15 protein-coding genes are annotated in these 15,241 nt (G+C 42.7%); 9 read left to right on the top strand and 6 right to left on the bottom strand.

Translation table 11 applies throughout. The features are described 5' to 3' along the window. The first annotated feature begins 5 nt into the window (after window positions 1-5). From AAGA18_00740 to AAGA18_00770, 7 genes are all read left to right on the top strand, one after another. Entirely contained in the window at window positions 6-293 is a 288-nt protein-coding gene (locus AAGA18_00740; GenBank protein MEM9443853.1) for a hypothetical protein, read from the top strand. A 137-nt stretch (window positions 294-430) separates the two neighbouring features. Next, window positions 431-778, top strand: coding sequence for a DUF423 domain-containing protein (locus tag AAGA18_00745; protein MEM9443854.1), 348 nt, complete (start codon window positions 431-433; stop codon window positions 776-778). A gap of 191 nt (window positions 779-969) precedes the next feature. Further along, on the top strand, window positions 970-1,749 hold the full coding sequence (locus AAGA18_00750) for an abortive infection family protein (protein MEM9443855.1): 780 nt from the start codon (window positions 970-972) through the stop codon (window positions 1,747-1,749). Window positions 1,750-1,783: 34 nt separating this feature from the next. Next, complete coding sequence (locus tag AAGA18_00755) at window positions 1,784-2,242, top strand: hypothetical protein (protein MEM9443856.1); 459 nt, start codon at window positions 1,784-1,786, stop codon at window positions 2,240-2,242. A 57-nt stretch (window positions 2,243-2,299) separates the two neighbouring features. Beyond that, complete coding sequence (locus AAGA18_00760) at window positions 2,300-2,554, top strand: hypothetical protein (protein ID MEM9443857.1); 255 nt, start codon at window positions 2,300-2,302, stop codon at window positions 2,552-2,554. Between the two features lie 821 nt (window positions 2,555-3,375). After that, window positions 3,376-4,782 carry a sulfatase gene (locus tag AAGA18_00765; GenBank protein MEM9443858.1) on the top strand — a complete coding sequence of 469 codons (1,407 nt, stop codon included), beginning with the start codon at window positions 3,376-3,378 and terminating at the stop codon, window positions 4,780-4,782. Between the two features lie 222 nt (window positions 4,783-5,004). Then, window positions 5,005-5,562 carry an ankyrin repeat domain-containing protein gene (locus AAGA18_00770; protein ID MEM9443859.1) on the top strand — a complete coding sequence of 186 codons (558 nt, stop codon included), beginning with the start codon at window positions 5,005-5,007 and terminating at the stop codon, window positions 5,560-5,562. Window positions 5,563-6,304: 742 nt separating this feature from the next. On the opposite strand, the gene AAGA18_00775 is transcribed toward AAGA18_00770, so the two are convergent. The 4 genes from AAGA18_00775 to AAGA18_00790 form a co-directional block, all read right to left on the bottom strand. Next, a complete protein-coding gene (locus tag AAGA18_00775) occupies window positions 6,305-6,850 on the bottom strand; it encodes an SCO family protein (protein MEM9443860.1) in 546 nt (181 codons plus the stop codon). A 140-nt stretch (window positions 6,851-6,990) separates the two neighbouring features. Beyond that, window positions 6,991-7,590, bottom strand: a complete 600-nt coding sequence (locus tag AAGA18_00780; protein ID MEM9443861.1) for a hypothetical protein — start codon at window positions 7,588-7,590, stop codon at window positions 6,991-6,993. A gap of 18 nt (window positions 7,591-7,608) precedes the next feature. After that, complete coding sequence (locus AAGA18_00785; GenBank protein MEM9443862.1) at window positions 7,609-10,047, bottom strand: sulfatase-like hydrolase/transferase; 2,439 nt, start codon at window positions 10,045-10,047, stop codon at window positions 7,609-7,611. A gap of 405 nt (window positions 10,048-10,452) precedes the next feature. Beyond that, window positions 10,453-11,526, bottom strand: a complete 1,074-nt coding sequence (locus AAGA18_00790) for a peptidylprolyl isomerase (GenBank protein ID MEM9443863.1) — start codon at window positions 11,524-11,526, stop codon at window positions 10,453-10,455. 98 nt (window positions 11,527-11,624) lie between these two features. On the opposite strand from AAGA18_00790, the gene AAGA18_00795 reads away from it, so the two are divergent. Together AAGA18_00795 and AAGA18_00800 are read left to right on the top strand one after the other, a co-directional pair. Beyond that, on the top strand, window positions 11,625-12,887 hold the full coding sequence (locus tag AAGA18_00795) for a peptidase U32 family protein (protein MEM9443864.1): 1,263 nt from the start codon (window positions 11,625-11,627) through the stop codon (window positions 12,885-12,887). Then, complete coding sequence (locus AAGA18_00800) at window positions 12,874-13,101, top strand: ferredoxin (GenBank protein ID MEM9443865.1); 228 nt, start codon at window positions 12,874-12,876, stop codon at window positions 13,099-13,101. The genes AAGA18_00795 and AAGA18_00800 overlap by 14 nt, the downstream gene beginning before the upstream one ends. Window positions 13,102-13,213: 112 nt before the next feature. On the opposite strand, the gene AAGA18_00805 is transcribed toward AAGA18_00800, so the two are convergent. After that, window positions 13,214-14,041 (bottom strand): hypothetical protein, encoded by an 828-nt coding sequence (locus AAGA18_00805; GenBank protein MEM9443866.1) that lies wholly within the window; start codon window positions 14,039-14,041, stop codon window positions 13,214-13,216. A 181-nt stretch (window positions 14,042-14,222) separates the two neighbouring features. Next, window positions 14,223-15,221: a glycosyltransferase family 9 protein gene (locus AAGA18_00810; GenBank protein MEM9443867.1), complete on the bottom strand. Its 999-nt coding sequence runs from the start codon at window positions 15,219-15,221 to the stop codon at window positions 14,223-14,225. Between the last annotated feature and the right edge of the window lie 20 nt (window positions 15,222-15,241).

The raw sequence follows: 15,241 nt of genomic DNA on the forward strand, positions 1-15,241 counted from the left end.
GACTCATGGTTTATCAAGCATACATGGACAGTTTAGAAAAGAATCAGCCACCTTCCGATCTTAGCCCGGGGCTTCTTGCTCTTTGGTGGGATAAAAAAGGTGATTGGGGGAAGGCACACGATGCCACCCAGCCCGGTGGTCAAGAGGCGGATTGGGTGCATGCCTATCTTCACCGTAAAGAGGGCGACCAAGGAAACGCCAGCTATTGGTATAATCGATCTAGTAAAACAAAACCTTCCTGCTCGCTAGATCAGGAATGGGAAAACATTGTGCGGGCGCTCTCTACAAACTAGCTTATGAGAGAAACAAAGCGAAAATTTCAGAGTTCAAGGAAGAAGCAAATCTCGCTATCAAGGATAATGATGAGGCTTGTCGATGACATAAGGATTTGGAATGTAAAGGAACTTATCTGGATAGAAGCACTCTGAATATGGAAATTTGGCTCATAAGAATAGCAGCAGTTTTTGGATTTTTAGGAGTTACTCTAGGAGCCTTTGGTGCCCATGGGCTCAAAGAAATTCTAGAGCAAAACCAAACGACAGATCATTGGAAGACCGCAACCTTTTACCACCTCGTTCATGCGGTAGTTCTTTTTGTTTTGGCGACTTGGGCGCCTCAAAAAAGTTGGGCCTTTGGATTCTTTGCCATTGGGATTATCATCTTCAGCGGGAGCCTCTACATTCTCTGCGTAACTGGAATCAAATGGCTAGGTGCCATTACACCTATAGGCGGCATTTGCCTCTTGCTAGGCTGGCTTCTCATTATCCTCCATAAATAATTGAGCCATTCATGAGCTGGGCGATGTAACCCGGACGATACAAATCAAAATCTATTTCTGTATTTCGTAGATCTATCTATTCCTTCCATATCCCCGTGAAGCGAAGGCTTCTTCATTGCTTAGACAGCTTTTCACCCATAATATAAAAATACAAAACACCCCCCACCTAATGTACATTATACAGATAAATTATGGCTATTGCACATGAAATAAGAAACGACTACGAAGCTGCTGACGCATTAGTAAATTTGCTTATTGGGCGTGCTACTGGTGAGAGTGTGTATGATGACGACTTTCAATATCTAAGAGACTATTTCATAAAAAATTCTGAGCTAGAAAGATACCTTCCTGCATGGTTTAGAAGTAAACGATCACTTAATCAGTTTTGGAACTTCATCAAGATGAAGTTCCATCACTACGTAGAGAGAAGAGAATTTCTTTGGTCTGAATTTGAACCTCTACTCTTACACCTTGAAACAGGCTCTTCATCTCCTGTTGAAGAGGATATTCTAGCAGGACTTCAACTATTTAATTCTGAAGAAATCACAAGATCATGGAAAAGAATGTTGGAGAGATTCAAAAATGACCCTGAAGGTGCCATTACAGCATCTAGAAATTTATTAGAGACCGTTTTTAAGCATATTTTAGATGCAAGAAAGATAGAGTATGATCATGACAAGATTGAGTTACCAGATTTATATAAGAAAATATCAAAAGAATTAAATTTGGCTCCTGAATTACACCGAGAGCCCATATTTAAACAGATTTTAGGAGGGTGCTCAGGTGTAGTAACAGGCCTTGGGGCACTTAGAAACAGACTAGGTGATGCTCATGGAAAGAGTGCCAAGAGAGTTAGACCATCAGAAAGACATGCCAAGCTAGCAGTGAACCTTTCTGGCTCTATGGCATTATTTTTTGCAGAGACATACAAAAAAGAACAGCATAACCAGTCAGTAGACCCAACTCGTTAAACGCTCGCGGGTCACTCGGACATTCTGTAGAAAGATGATTATTTGGAGCACATCAAAAGCAGTGGCTTTATTTAAGGAGGACACGATTAATGACAGATTAGTGCTACCCTATTTTATTACTTATTCACTACTAGTTGCTTTAGGAACTTACATGACGTATGAAGTCACAACTATTTGGGGTTGGCTAGAAGTTGGCCTAGATGTCATAGCAGTGGTATTTGGCACTCTGTATCTATACAGATTGAACAATGGAGCAAATGGCAATCAATTTCTTAATAAGTATTTTATTATAGGACTACCCGTGGCATTGAGGGCTATCCTAATTTTCATTGTTATTGCAGTTCCTACATATCTCATAGCTCAATCACTAGATATTGATACAGAGTCTGGAAACCCAATAGACTTTATTTTACTTCTAATTTTTTACATACTTTTTTACTGGTATTTTGGTTTGAACATAAAGAAAACTTTACAGAACAAAGTAGTGGACTGAATGCGCTAACCGTGCTCGCTTTGGATCATTTTGATGTTAGTGGATTGAATATAGTTTATGATGTCAGAAAACGTCGAGTATTTGCCTGCAGGAACGTTTCCAGTATACGAGGCCGAGTATATTTCAAGCCTACTTGAAAAGAATAAGATAGATTACGAAGTAGAGATGGATGACTCTGAGATTAAAAATATGACTCCATGCCAAGCAAGCATAGGTGGCACATTTGGCTTGGGTGCTAAAGTCCATTTTTATGTTCATCCTGACTCACTAGAAGTGACTGTCAAACTACTCGATGACGAAATTTCAACATAGGCTGGAACTTAACAGACCAGTTGAGTTTCTTCATCTAGAGTAAATGCATACTTTTTGCTCTGGCCGAAAGCCAGAGATCTTTTATTATTTTCTTGAACGGTTACAGCACACGTTTCTGGATAAGCCTTTGGATGAAAAAGAGGTCCCAGACTGGTTCTCTACTAAAGTAAATAGTGCACACACTAAGATCAAGGTTGAACCGGACTGTTGACGATCTCTTTTATATAGATGAGTGAAAAAATCACTATACCACTAAATGAAAGCAGGATAGCACTGCTATGGCCTGGTGGCCTAGTGTTTGTGCTCTTTGGCGGTGTTATGCTGATTGCTCCTAGGGGTTCAGTATCACCAATGTATAGAAATTCCATACCCATAGCTATTATCGGGGGCTATCTGTTTTGTTTTTTGGCCTATGCTTTGTCATGGCTACTATAAAATTATTTAAGGCAAAGCCAGGCCTAATGATTGATGATCGAGGCATAACATACCAGTCCAGTCCGTTGAGTCTTGGACTGGTAGAGTGGTCGGAAATTGGCAGATAACCATGGTAGAAGTTGCTTGTCAGAAAATTTTGATGCTCCTTACAAGGGATCCAAATCAGTTTATCGACCGGTCTAATTGCTTCTCTAGAATCGTGCTTAGGGCCAATTACAAAATGTACGGGTCACCTGTGCAGATTGTAGCAAAGTCCTTAGCTATCCATTTTGATGATCTAGTTGAGTTAGTTAAAAGCGAATTTGAGAAAAGGAAAAAGACAGAGCATCGCAGTTGAGGGTCTTAATACGCTGGCCGTTTGACCTTCGCGCAATAGAATAACCCACATGAAATTCATTCTCCTATCTATATTCTTCCTCGTCGCCGTGACCTTTCTCCGGGCGGAACGGCCCAATTTCGTCTTCTTATTAGGTGACGATATTAACTGTGACAACCTCGGCTGCTATGGTGGTGGAGTGCGATGTAACACGCCCCACATTGATAAACTAGCTGCCGACGGTGTGAGGTTTGCCAAAGCCTATACCTCAGTTGCCATGTGTGCCCCGTTTCGTCAAGAGCTCTACAGCGGCAGGACTCCATGGCGCACAAAAACGTTTTTGAATCACTCGAAGTCAACAGCAGATACCAAAAGCCTCCCTCACTATTTAGAGCCCTTGGGATACAGAGTGGCTCTGCTGGGGAAAGGGCACATTGGCCCTGAGCAAGCTTATCCATTTGAAAGACTGGGTAATACAGATGACAACCAAGTCTTCCTAGCCAAGGCGAAGGAATTCATCAAGGCCTGCCTTGTGGAGAAAAAACCGTTCTGCCTCGTCATCGCCTCGCACGACGCACACGCCAAGTTCACTAATGGGGATGCCAGTGCCTACGACCCGTCCACTCTCAACATTCCGCCCTATTGGATTGACACTCCTGAGCTCCGCGCTTCATTGCCCGGATATCTAGCTGAGGTGACTCATTTTGATGCTTTAGTTGGGAAAGTGCGTCGCTATTTGGACGAGTCGGATCTTGCTAAAGAGACGGTGCTTTTCGCCTGCACCGAACAAGGCAGTCAGTTTCCCTTTGCCAAGTGGACTTGCTTTGACAATGGCCTTCGTACAGGCCTCGTTGCCTATGCTCCGGGCCGTATCAAGAGAGGTCATGTTTCCGAAGAGCTGCTTTGGATGTGTGACATCGCCCCCACGATCGTCGAAATGGCGGGTGGCGAATTCGAGGCAACTGATTTTGACGGCAGAAGCCAGTTGGCGAACTTAATTGGCACCCCAACCCGCCTTCATAACTACGTTTTTGGCGCTTTCAGCAACAAGGGAATCATCGATAACAGGGACAGAGTCTATCCGATTCGCAGTGTCCGCGACGGTCGCTATAGCCTAATCTACTCACCGAAGAGTGCTGAGAAGACGTCGAATGTCACGCTGACCAGAGCGCTCAGGCTCTTGGAAGGTGACGCGACGGTTGGGAAATCGAGAGAAAGTAAAAAAATAATCGAACCGACGCTGTCCTGGGTTCTGGCAGAGGGTGCGGATCATCCTCTGGTTCGTAAACTGCACCACCGACCGGAATTTGCACTCTATGATTTGGAAAAAGACCAGTATGAACTCAACGATTTGAGTTCTAGTCCAGAGCACCAGAAAACCTTCAATCGGTTGAAAGGAGCCTTGTTCGCATTTCTGGAGGCAAATGGTGATGCGGATCCTGTTGAGACGGAAACAAAGGCAACCAAGAAGAATTAAACTTAGTTTATGAAGTAGTGATTTAAAGATCTGTCTAAAATCTTGTCCTTGCTCTATCCGGATTGAAGTTCCGTGCGCTTGAAAGGCTCGCCCTAGCTTGACTATTGGAGCTATGCAGAGACGATTGATGGAATACACTTTCGCCGACTCTCTTTTCCTCGAGGCCCAAGCTTTTAGGCATCTTGTTCAACTTCTCATATATGATATTATTCGAGACAAAATATGACAGAGCGAAAATCATGGTTAAAACGAAGATATGGATTTGACACGATTCCTAGCAATATGGGTCTCAAAAAACTCAATAAGATTTTTTTAAATGCATTATCGAAAAGAAAGGTGAGCGTTTTAAAAACTATCATTCGTGCTTTCCCTGATTTTCATCATGATAAGTCTATGTCTATCACTTCTGAAATCGTGTGCCATTTTCCTGAGTTTTTAGAAACTGCTTTCGAACTGGGCTTGCATCCCGATTCGGGACGTCAAAGTTTTTTATGTTTAGTTTATTCCGATCCGGAAGCAATCCGTCTTGGATTAAAGTATGGGGCAAACATCGAAGGAAGAAACGAGGACGGCGAAGTAGCATTAGGCTATGCTTGTGCATGGGGACACTTTGATAGTGTTAAACTATTGTTGGAATCGGGAGCGAATATTAATGTAATGGAAGGTAAAGAGCACCTATCAACTCCATTAGACGCTGCCAGTAACAACAAAGAAATCTATGACTATATGCGTTGTAAGGGAGCTAAACATTATAAAGAAATCAGAGAAGAAGAGGGTTAGAACAAAGCTTCTTGCGAATAGCGCTCCTCTCCCTGAGGGCTCTTAGCTAAGGGCTACCTGGACATTCTAAACGAACTTAGTAAGAGGTTGGTTCTCAGCCAGAAACGGTACTGGGAAAATTATTACATAATGATTTTGAGCATGGCCGAAACAAGAGCCCTTAGGTCCGCTAGATCATTAGCATATGTCTTAAGCCGCATATTGAACTGGCAAGTAGGTGCGTGCTTTTTGGTTTGGAAGAGCTAATCGAATGACAGGATCTGAGAATGGCTAAGATAATCGCTTCACTTCTGATAGCTTAATTCTACTGCTTTTCGAGCGTGTAGAAATCCAAAATCTTGTAACTCCTCTGATTTCGGAGAGCATGGGAACAGCTCATATGGCTCGACACGCCAAATGCTCGCATGCCAGAGCTAATTGTTCATGCAAAGACGCATGAGGGTCTCTACGCGAATTAATTGCATTTAAAATATATCTGTTCGGTTCGTTTCAGGGTTTGAAAGATAACCTCTTTGCCTGGAAAAACCTGATAAAGAGTTCCATACTTGCCTTGAGGATTCTTGAAGCCTTCTCATCTTTCATTAAATGTACATGACTAGTTATCTAAATACATCGAATTTATTCGAGCATTACTAATCATGTCTGTTGATAATTTGTAAATAAAAGGAATAATGAAACTAAAATCAGTAGAAGAAGAGAGCATCATAACAGTGCTACTAGGGGGTCTAAAGTAAGCAGAATCTTATCTCTTATGTGAGATAGATTTTAAAGAAGACTCCTCTTTTAAAGTCTCTATATCTTGCACGAGGCGTTTCATGTCTAGTGTGAGGCTTCCATTATAAACGCCTCGGATTCTTCTTCGGTGGTCTACCAAAATAAAATTCTCGGTGTGTAGAAAATCATTTTCATCTCTCTTAAAACCAATGTCTTTGTCGGCAAAGTAAGAGGTGCGCGCAATCTGATAGATTTCTTTCTTAGATCCTCGGAGAAAATGCCACTTCTCGGGCATGGCTCCATAGCTTATGGCATAGCTTTTAAGAATGGAACTTGTATCGATATCTGGCGTGACTGTATGAGAGAGTAAAACAACTTCAGAATCATCTTTAAATGCTTTCTGAACTAGAGCCATATTTTGAGTCATTTTCGGGCAAAGACCACCACAAGAAGTGTAAATAAAATTCGCCACGTAAATCTTACCATCTAGGGTTTTGGAACTTATGATTTGATTTTCTTGGTTCGTAAATGAAAAGGAAATAATGGTATGAATTTGTTCATATTCTTCACTCATCGGGGAGATCCACATGGGGGTAAAATCGGGGCCATTGTAAAAGGGTAATGAGTCTAGAGAATGCTTTTCTGCCTTGGAGTTATGGAGAGAAAAGAACCATAAGAGGCACAGTAAGAATGTAGAGTATATTTGCTTGTATTTTAAGGAGTGGTATTGCATAGCTTGGAGCCTACGAGACCGAATTGTCTTCCGTTTTTAATGACGTAGTTGGCCAAAATTTTTCCATCCGGAGTCCAGGTTTTATGAGAACCGATTTCTTTTCCATCTTCAAAGTGACGTTGGCTGTAGAGTTGCCCATTGGCATGCCATTCTTGGCAAAGTCCGTGGTAATTGCCATTGGTAAAGCGTAAGAGAAATTTTTGATTGCCGTCTCGATACCACCCTTTATGCAAGCCGTGCTTACGATTTTTTTTGTAATAGCGCAATTCTTTCTTGCTCCCATCGGTATACCAACTTTCCTGAATGCCTTCACGCATACCATCTTGCCAAAGCGTTCGTTGCTTGAGAGATCCCTTGGGATAGTTCTCAGAAATGGTGCCGGTGAAAGGAAGATCATGGTAGTACATCTTACCTTCTTGTCGCTTAAGATAAGGGTCCTCAGAGAAAAGGATTTTTGAGGATGACCTCATATGTTCTGGCCCAGGTTTTTTAAGCCAACTATTAGTTGCTAATCCAACGACCGTGAACAGTACGATGGGGACGATCAAAGCTGCACCAAGTCTTGGACTGTTGCTCTTCATAACGGATTTTGAGGTAACTTAGTTGGTCTGCGTGCCTGGGGTTCCATAGTATTCACCACCGTTAATATAAGGTGCTTCAAGTGTGATGTGGTAATGATAAATACCCTCAGGGAAATCTGGCGTTGGCCCGAAGTGGCCATGAAACTCATCCAGATCATTGTTTGTCACAGATTTGCCATTCTCTTCGGGCCCATATACCGGATAGCCATCTAAAAGGACTCCTATAAAGGCTTCTTTGCCATATTTCTCGGTGAGGTACAAAGGCTCCACATGATAGTGATAAAGATCGGCTCCCGTAGGATGTCCGTTGTGTTGATCAAACGTGTTGATTTCACGCGTTAGAGGTTCATTAGGTCCGGCATATTGGTTAAAAAGAGCAACACCGTTTCGAGCAATGCCGAAGGGCCCTAAGCGTGTGGTTTGATTATTGTTGGCAGGAGCTGGGTCCAAGGGAATCCTAAATACTAATTTACTTTCAGAGATCCGGTTCGGGTTCAAGCGAAAATCCGGGTTCGGTCCATTGTAGGCTTCATGCCGCGGGTCGTCCGTGTTGAAGTAGGGGCTGCGGTGGTCAGGGACACCATTGCTTTCTATTACCACAAAATCACCATCTAGGTAAATTTGGAGTGATTCATTAAAAAGTTCATAGAAACCGGGGAGGAGAGGTTCCGTGCTTTCTGCTCCGAAGGCTCTAATAAACATTCTGTCCTTACTAAGTAAGGGAACTCTAGCAGAAGCGAATCCATTAAGGTCTATAGACAATGGATTATAGGCTTCAATAGGTGACCAGGTTTTAAGGTCTTCAGACGCCTGCAATTGCCAGCTGTAATTCAATGAAGATGTGTGAAATTGAAGTAACAAATTCTCTTGGTAGATTTTTAGTAACGCTAGATGGTGTTTGGCTTCAGTATTTATAAAGTTATCCTTCCAGCCGTTTCCTCCATTAAGCTGTAGGGAAAGGAACTCTTTAAGGTCTTGGTGTGTGCTGTTAACAGCTAAGTTGGTGGTTTCATCTGGATCATTTAAATAATCATATAGCTCACTAAAAACTGGCTCGGAACTTTGTTTTTGATCGCGAGTTTCGGCATCGGTTACATACCATTCTGTGTAACGATAGCGCTCATTGCGGAGACTGTATCCCATGCCCCATTCATTATTAATATCTCCTATAGAGATTCTCTTGTGAAATTGGCTAAATGCTGGACGACTCCACTTTGCTTGCGGATTTTCTAAGAGTGGTCTTAAGCTATGGCCTTCAAAATTTAGGCCATTAGGCTGTTGCGGTTGTTGTAAACCTGCCAGATCAACAAGAGTCGGGTAAATATTAATAAGCTCAACTGGTGCAGAGCACTCCCGACCAGCCGTGCCAAGCTCTGACATCCCTGGAGAACGGATTAAAAGTGGAGTTCTAGTAGCTTGTTCAAAAACTGTTTGTTTGGTCCAGAAGTTTCCGTGATCCCCTAAATGCCACCCATGGTCACCAGAAATTAGGACGACCGTATTACTTGCTAAATTGCCAGTAGGGTCAAGCTCATGCAAAGCATTAAGAACTTTTCCAATTTGAGCGTCAATAAAGGAAACGCAAGCCATGTAGCCGTGGATGAGCTCGCGCGCTTTTTCAAGTGTGGGAACTCTATCGACGTCCTCATAGCCTGAAACTTCACCCGCTATAGGAGCAGTAAATGCCTCGCCACCCTCTGGTAGAGATACAGATCCATCATAGTAACTGAGGTCGATGCTGTCTGGATCGTATAGATCCCAATAGGCTTTAGGCGCTGCAAAAGGTAGGTGAGGTTTTTTAAAACCAACATGGAGATAGAAAAGTTTGTTGTTGTTGAGGTAATCTTGGCTGTATTCACCAAGCTTGGCCAGGGCCGCCTGCGCGGCTAGCCCATCATGATAATCTTCATCTGTAACGGCGCGAGGTGGGCTCTCACGATAATTAAATTCTCCTTTGTCTGTGACAGAGACTTGTCTAGTTCCGTTATCTTCTAAGAGCCATTTCCCAGAGTTCGTGGTTCCCTCATAATAGATGTGTGGAGCATTAGCTGATTCATAGCCGTCATTCCATGATAAGCCGGTCTCTGTATTGCTAACTCTATTACTGTGAAAGATCTTAGAGATACCATAGGTTGTGTATCCATTCTCAGAAAAATGTTGGGGAAGGGTAATAAAATCTCTTCCTAAAATGGTGCGAAACTCATTTGCATTATTATTTGTCCAAATATTGCTAGTGTCAGGTCTGAGCCCGGTAAGTATAGCATTTCGAGAAGGGCCACAAACAGCTTGCTGACAGTGAGCATTAGTGAAGCGCACTGCAGTCGACGCAAAGGAGTCAAGATTTGGCGTATGCGTTTGATTGTCTCCAAAGGCTCCGATCTTCGGTTTTAGGTCATCTACAAATATAAATATGACGTTATAGTCTCCTTGAGGGAGCAGATTTGCATGGAGACACATGGGTAAAATAAAAATAGTGACCGAAGCTCCTAAAAGAAAAAAGTCTCTAGGAAAAGGCCTCTTCTGTCGAATCGAAAGGTATTGATACAGATGGGATTTAATTGTGCTTAGAGATATCATAAAGTAATCCAATCCTATTAAACCAGACTGAGCTCAAAAAGTTTCCTTATAATTTAAATATTGTGTTAGATATCTTCAAGCGAATAATCCATTTTAGCTAACGCCCATCTCCATGTGCTGGCGGGATGAAGAGTATGGAGATTAATTTTAATTAAACTTTTTTGTCATAACCCGGGATCCATAGATCAAGTTAATAATGACGTGTCGGGGTAGATAAAAACCTTCATAGACTCGAAATCTTTCGAATAATATTCGCTACTTCAGAGCTAAAGTAAGCGGCTCTTCTTACGGAGTTTCTGCTGTTTCGTCTTCGGTGGAGTACATGCTAGGGTGAGGCAGAAAGATTTCGTGATTACCACTTTCGCGTAGAGAGGTAATCAGTGTTTGAGAAGCGTTCCTGCGTTTTTCTTGCGTAAGAGAACCAATGATCTGTTGCTTTACTTGAGCAAAGGGTATGGTTTCAGGCTTGGTCTTACCTGTAACTTCCAAAAAGTGGTACCCAAAGTTTGTTTCAAATACATGGCTAAGTTTTCCAACGTCTAGAGTGAAGGCTAGTTCTTCAAACTCGGGCACCATGCGACCTTTGGGGAATGTGCCGAGTTCACCCCCCTTCTCTTTTGAGCCGGGATCCTCCGAAACTTCAGCGGCAACTTTGGCAAAGTCTTCGCCCTGGGTAATACGAGAGCGAGCTGCCTCAATTTTCTTTTTACTAGATGCTCTAGCTTCGTCGGTGGCATCGGGTGTATTCTTTATTAGGATATGTCGAGCACTTACCATCTCTGGCTTAAGAAAACGTTGTTTATTTTCTGCGTAAAAAATTTCAGCTTGTTGCTCGGTAACTTCTAAACTTTCACTATTAGCAGTTTCTATTAGAGTTAGAAACTTAGAGCGGAAATAGGCTTCATTATTAAATTCTTCTACAGTGAGTCCGTTGCCTTCAAGGTTGGCTTGAAACTGTGCTTCATCCTGAAAGCGTGCTCTAAAATCGCTGATCATAGTTTCTGCCTTCTTGTGAATATCCTCTTGCGAGAGGTCGCTGGCAGCTTTGTCAATGAGCTTGCGCGTTACCATGTCATCCAATACATTCCATTCAAATTCCTTTTGCTGAGCAGCATCTAGTGCGGGATGAGAGGGAGGTCTGCGCTTGGAGTGTTTTTCAATTTCAGCATCCAATGCTTCACGAGTAATGTCTGTGTCATGAACTTTGGCAACAATAGAGTAGGGCTCGGATTGCTCCGCATCTATTTTTCGCTCAGTGGCGGTCGTGGAATCTGTCGGTGAACAATTAGCAAGCACTAAGAAAGCTAATAGGGGTATTATAGCAGTAGGAAAAACAATGCATCGGAAGGGTTTAGGCATAGTGCCCGACTGTGACAGGATTGATGATCATATCAAGGAGATAATGGGTGCGCTAAAGAACTATCTTTTTTTGAAAAATTATCTATTATTGAGGGTTCATGAGAGTTAAACGAGTAGAGTTACTTGCCCCAGCGGGATGCTATCCTTCGCTCAAAGCTGCAATTGATGCGGGAGCGGATGCGATCTATTATGGTCTAGCTCAGCTCAATATGCGCTCTAGAGCCCGTCGGTCATTTCAAAAAGCCGACCAGGAAGAGATTCTTAAGAGGTGTAGGGGTCGAGGTATTCGTGGGTACCTCACGTTGAATACGATTTTATATGAGCATGATTTAGTCATGGCTCGCAAAATGCTCGAAGACGCAGCCGCTCATGGGGTCGATGGAGTTATTGTCTCTGATATGGCAGCCATTCAAATAGCCAATGAATTGGATTTAGAAGTTCATATCTCTACTCAGTTATCCATTTCAAACTATCAGTCTTTTAAGTTTTATTCAAAGTTCAGTGATCGCATTGTTTTGGCCAGGGAGTTAAGCTTGCCAATGATTAAAAAGATCAGTGATCAGATAGAGGCAGAGGATTTAAGAGGGCCTTCTGGACGATTGATGGAGATCGAAGCTTTTGCTCACGGAGCATTATGCATTGCAATGTCCGGGAGATGTGGGATGTCTCTTTTCACCTCTAACGCTTCGGCTAATCGCGGTGCTTGCGAGCAAAATTGCCGAAAAGAATATGTGGTTACAGACGCAGAAACGGGTAAACGGCTAAAAGTTGATAATAATTTTATTATGTCTCCTAATGATATCTCTACGATTGATTTTCTAGATGAGGTGGTTGAGGCAGGTATCAATGTGCTGAAGATTGAAGGCAGGGGAAGAGCTCCGGAATATGTTTACACTGTGATTACGGCATACCGTCGTGCATTGCAAGCCATAGAAGATGGTAAATATAGTAAGGCTTTTGTAGAGGAGCTCCATAAGGATTTGCAAAGTGTCTACAATAGAGGGCTTTCTTCAGGTTATTATCTCGGACGTGAGCAAGGTTGGTCTGCAGCATATGGATCTAAGGCAACACACAGAAAGATGTTTATTGGAAAAATCAGCAAGTATCTCAGCAAGCTTGGAGTGATAGAGGTTCGGGGCGCCGCAACTGAGTTGGCTGTTGGGGATGCCTACACCATCATAGGTCATACAACGGGTGTCATCAAAGGTGAAGTCATAGAGATTCGTGTTGATGATACCCCAGTTGAAAAAGTCAATGGCTCGCAAACTATTTTCAGCCTGAAAGTCGAGGATAAAGTTAGAGTGGGAGATCAGCTATATCTATTAAGACCCATTGAGGAGGTCGTTCATGCTGGAAATTAGGCATAAAGCGATTGAGTGTATCGGCTGTGCTCAATGCGTCGAGATTGCTCCCAATTATTGGCAGCTTGATGATGAAGGTATGGCCAAATTGCTAGATAAAACTAAGGATTATGGGCAGTTCGAATTTGCCATGGGATTCCATGATGATGAGCAGTCTTTGAAAGCGGCTGAGGACGCCTGTCCAGTTGATATTATCAAGATCAGTACTTCTTGAGTTGTTGTATTCCTCATGCGTTGATGTTCAAGCCATATAGCTACCGAGTCAGTCGTAAAAGAAAAGGCGGACTAGGTAGTCCGCCTTTTAAAGTTATAGTATGGAAAATTGCTTACTCAGCCACTAATTCAGAAACCTCATTTGTGCTGACGGTTTCAGCGTTTCCCGCATTTTGGTCCTTCTCCTGAGCAGCTTTCAGAGCTTGTGACCATGAACCGAAGAAACGAGGCTTGCAAGCTGCAGCAAATAAAGCAGGTGCTTCTTTACGAACCGCTCCACTGCGTAGCATGATGCCCTTTTCTTTAAGTTCAATGATGCCATCCACAATTTCTTCCTTGGTCCAGCGACGACGGCGACGGATCTCAGAGTAATCAATACCCGCCTTTTCAACGGCATTTCCCCAATTTCCGAAGCGACGTCTTGCAGTTGCAATAAGAGGGTTGGCCATTTCGTCCATAACCTTAGAGCTAAGGTCTGCGCCTAATGCTTTTAACTTACGGATCTCTTCGAGAATGGAGTCTTCGTCCCAAGAGCGGTAACGGTACACTTCTTCTGCAGCAAGCCCCGCTGCTTCTAATGCATTTTTCCATGAACCGAAATGGTTAGGTCTGATGGCAGCATAAACCATAGAATTATACTTACTAAGCATCATGGAACGGAAAGATAGATCTGCACCTTGCTCATAGAGTTCTTGGATCGTCTTAATAATTAGGTCCTTCGACCAGTTGCGGTATCTTCTTACATCATCGTAGGTGAAACCAGCAGCCTCTACTGCTTTCCTCCAACTACCATAGTAACGAATACCTGCTGCTAATAGCTCTTGGAAGTTCTTGCGAACGTGGTGTGAATAGAGAGGCTTTCCTTCTTCTTTCCACTCCTTGATCTTGTCTATGACGGTCTGCCTGGACCATTTTAGATTTTGTCGTCCTCTTAATTTCATCTTTCTTCTCCTGTTTTAGTTTTATGTTTTATCCTTTTGAAAATCCTCTATCGCTTAAAATATGATTCTTATAATAATGAGCTCTGATTTAAAATTCATATATTAATTTTTTTGATACTTAGAAATATATTACCAGCATTATAGATTTTGCAAGCGATTTGTACGCCTAAAATGCAAAAAATTACGACATTTGTGTTGAAGTAGGACTGTTTTCCGGTATTTCAACGAATTGCGATATGAGTGTAGTTACATCTCTAATGTCAATATTTTCCATACAGGCCATTGGACGATGCTCTTTACAAGATCGATTCAAACAAGGTTGGCATTTTAATTGAGCTGATAAACATCTCGTTTTAGTTGCGGATGGTGAGGTTTTGTGGGCATCTGTCGCTCCGAATAAAGTTATAATGGGTCGATTGTATAAGGCTGCAATGTGTGTTGGGCCAGAATCTGTGCTCAATACGAGTTTAGCATTTGCCAGAATTTCAATAAGCTCACAAATACTGGTGCGTCCTCTCAAGTCCTGGATGTTGTCAGCCTTACATGGAAAGAAAGAGCCCTTTCCGATGAGAATAAAATTCTCTTTAGGAAATGCTCGAACTACTTGTTCGTAATTTCTCCAAGGCCATAATTTTGTCTGCCAGTTGGAGTACGGGTGAATCACAATGTAACCATCAAGCTCGGATAATTTGCTTTGCTTGATCGCAGGAGGTTTTAAATGATGTCTCTTGAGTGGGGTTTTGCTCCCCATAAGATGTCTGATGGCTCCATGATAACGGTTAATAGCGTGTTTCTGCGTATCCTGTATGGTTTCATGATAAGCTAAATGGGAGAGTTCTCTTGCGGAGGCCAGCCCCAAGCGCTTTTTTGCTCCAGTAGCCCAAGTCATTAAACCACTTCTAGCTAGGCCCTGAAGATCTAAAACGAGATCAAACTGATAAGTCCGAAGTTTTCTGGACCAGTCTAGTATCTCACCGAGGGGTAATGATTTTTGCCATCGTTTTCTAGGGAAGGAGATGATTTGGTCTATGAGAGGGCAGGATTCAAGTAGAGGAACATAATCTTCATCTACGATCCATGCGAGATGATCACAGTATGAACGTTCTTTAAGCGTTGGTATGACTAATAGTGCTTGAGCGACATCTCCAAGTGCGGTGGGCTTGATGATGAGGGCTTTCACGACACTTAGTGTACAAGGGC

Source organism: Verrucomicrobiota bacterium (assembly GCA_039192515.1).
GTDB lineage: Bacteria > Verrucomicrobiota > Verrucomicrobiia > Methylacidiphilales > JBCCWR01 > JBCCWR01.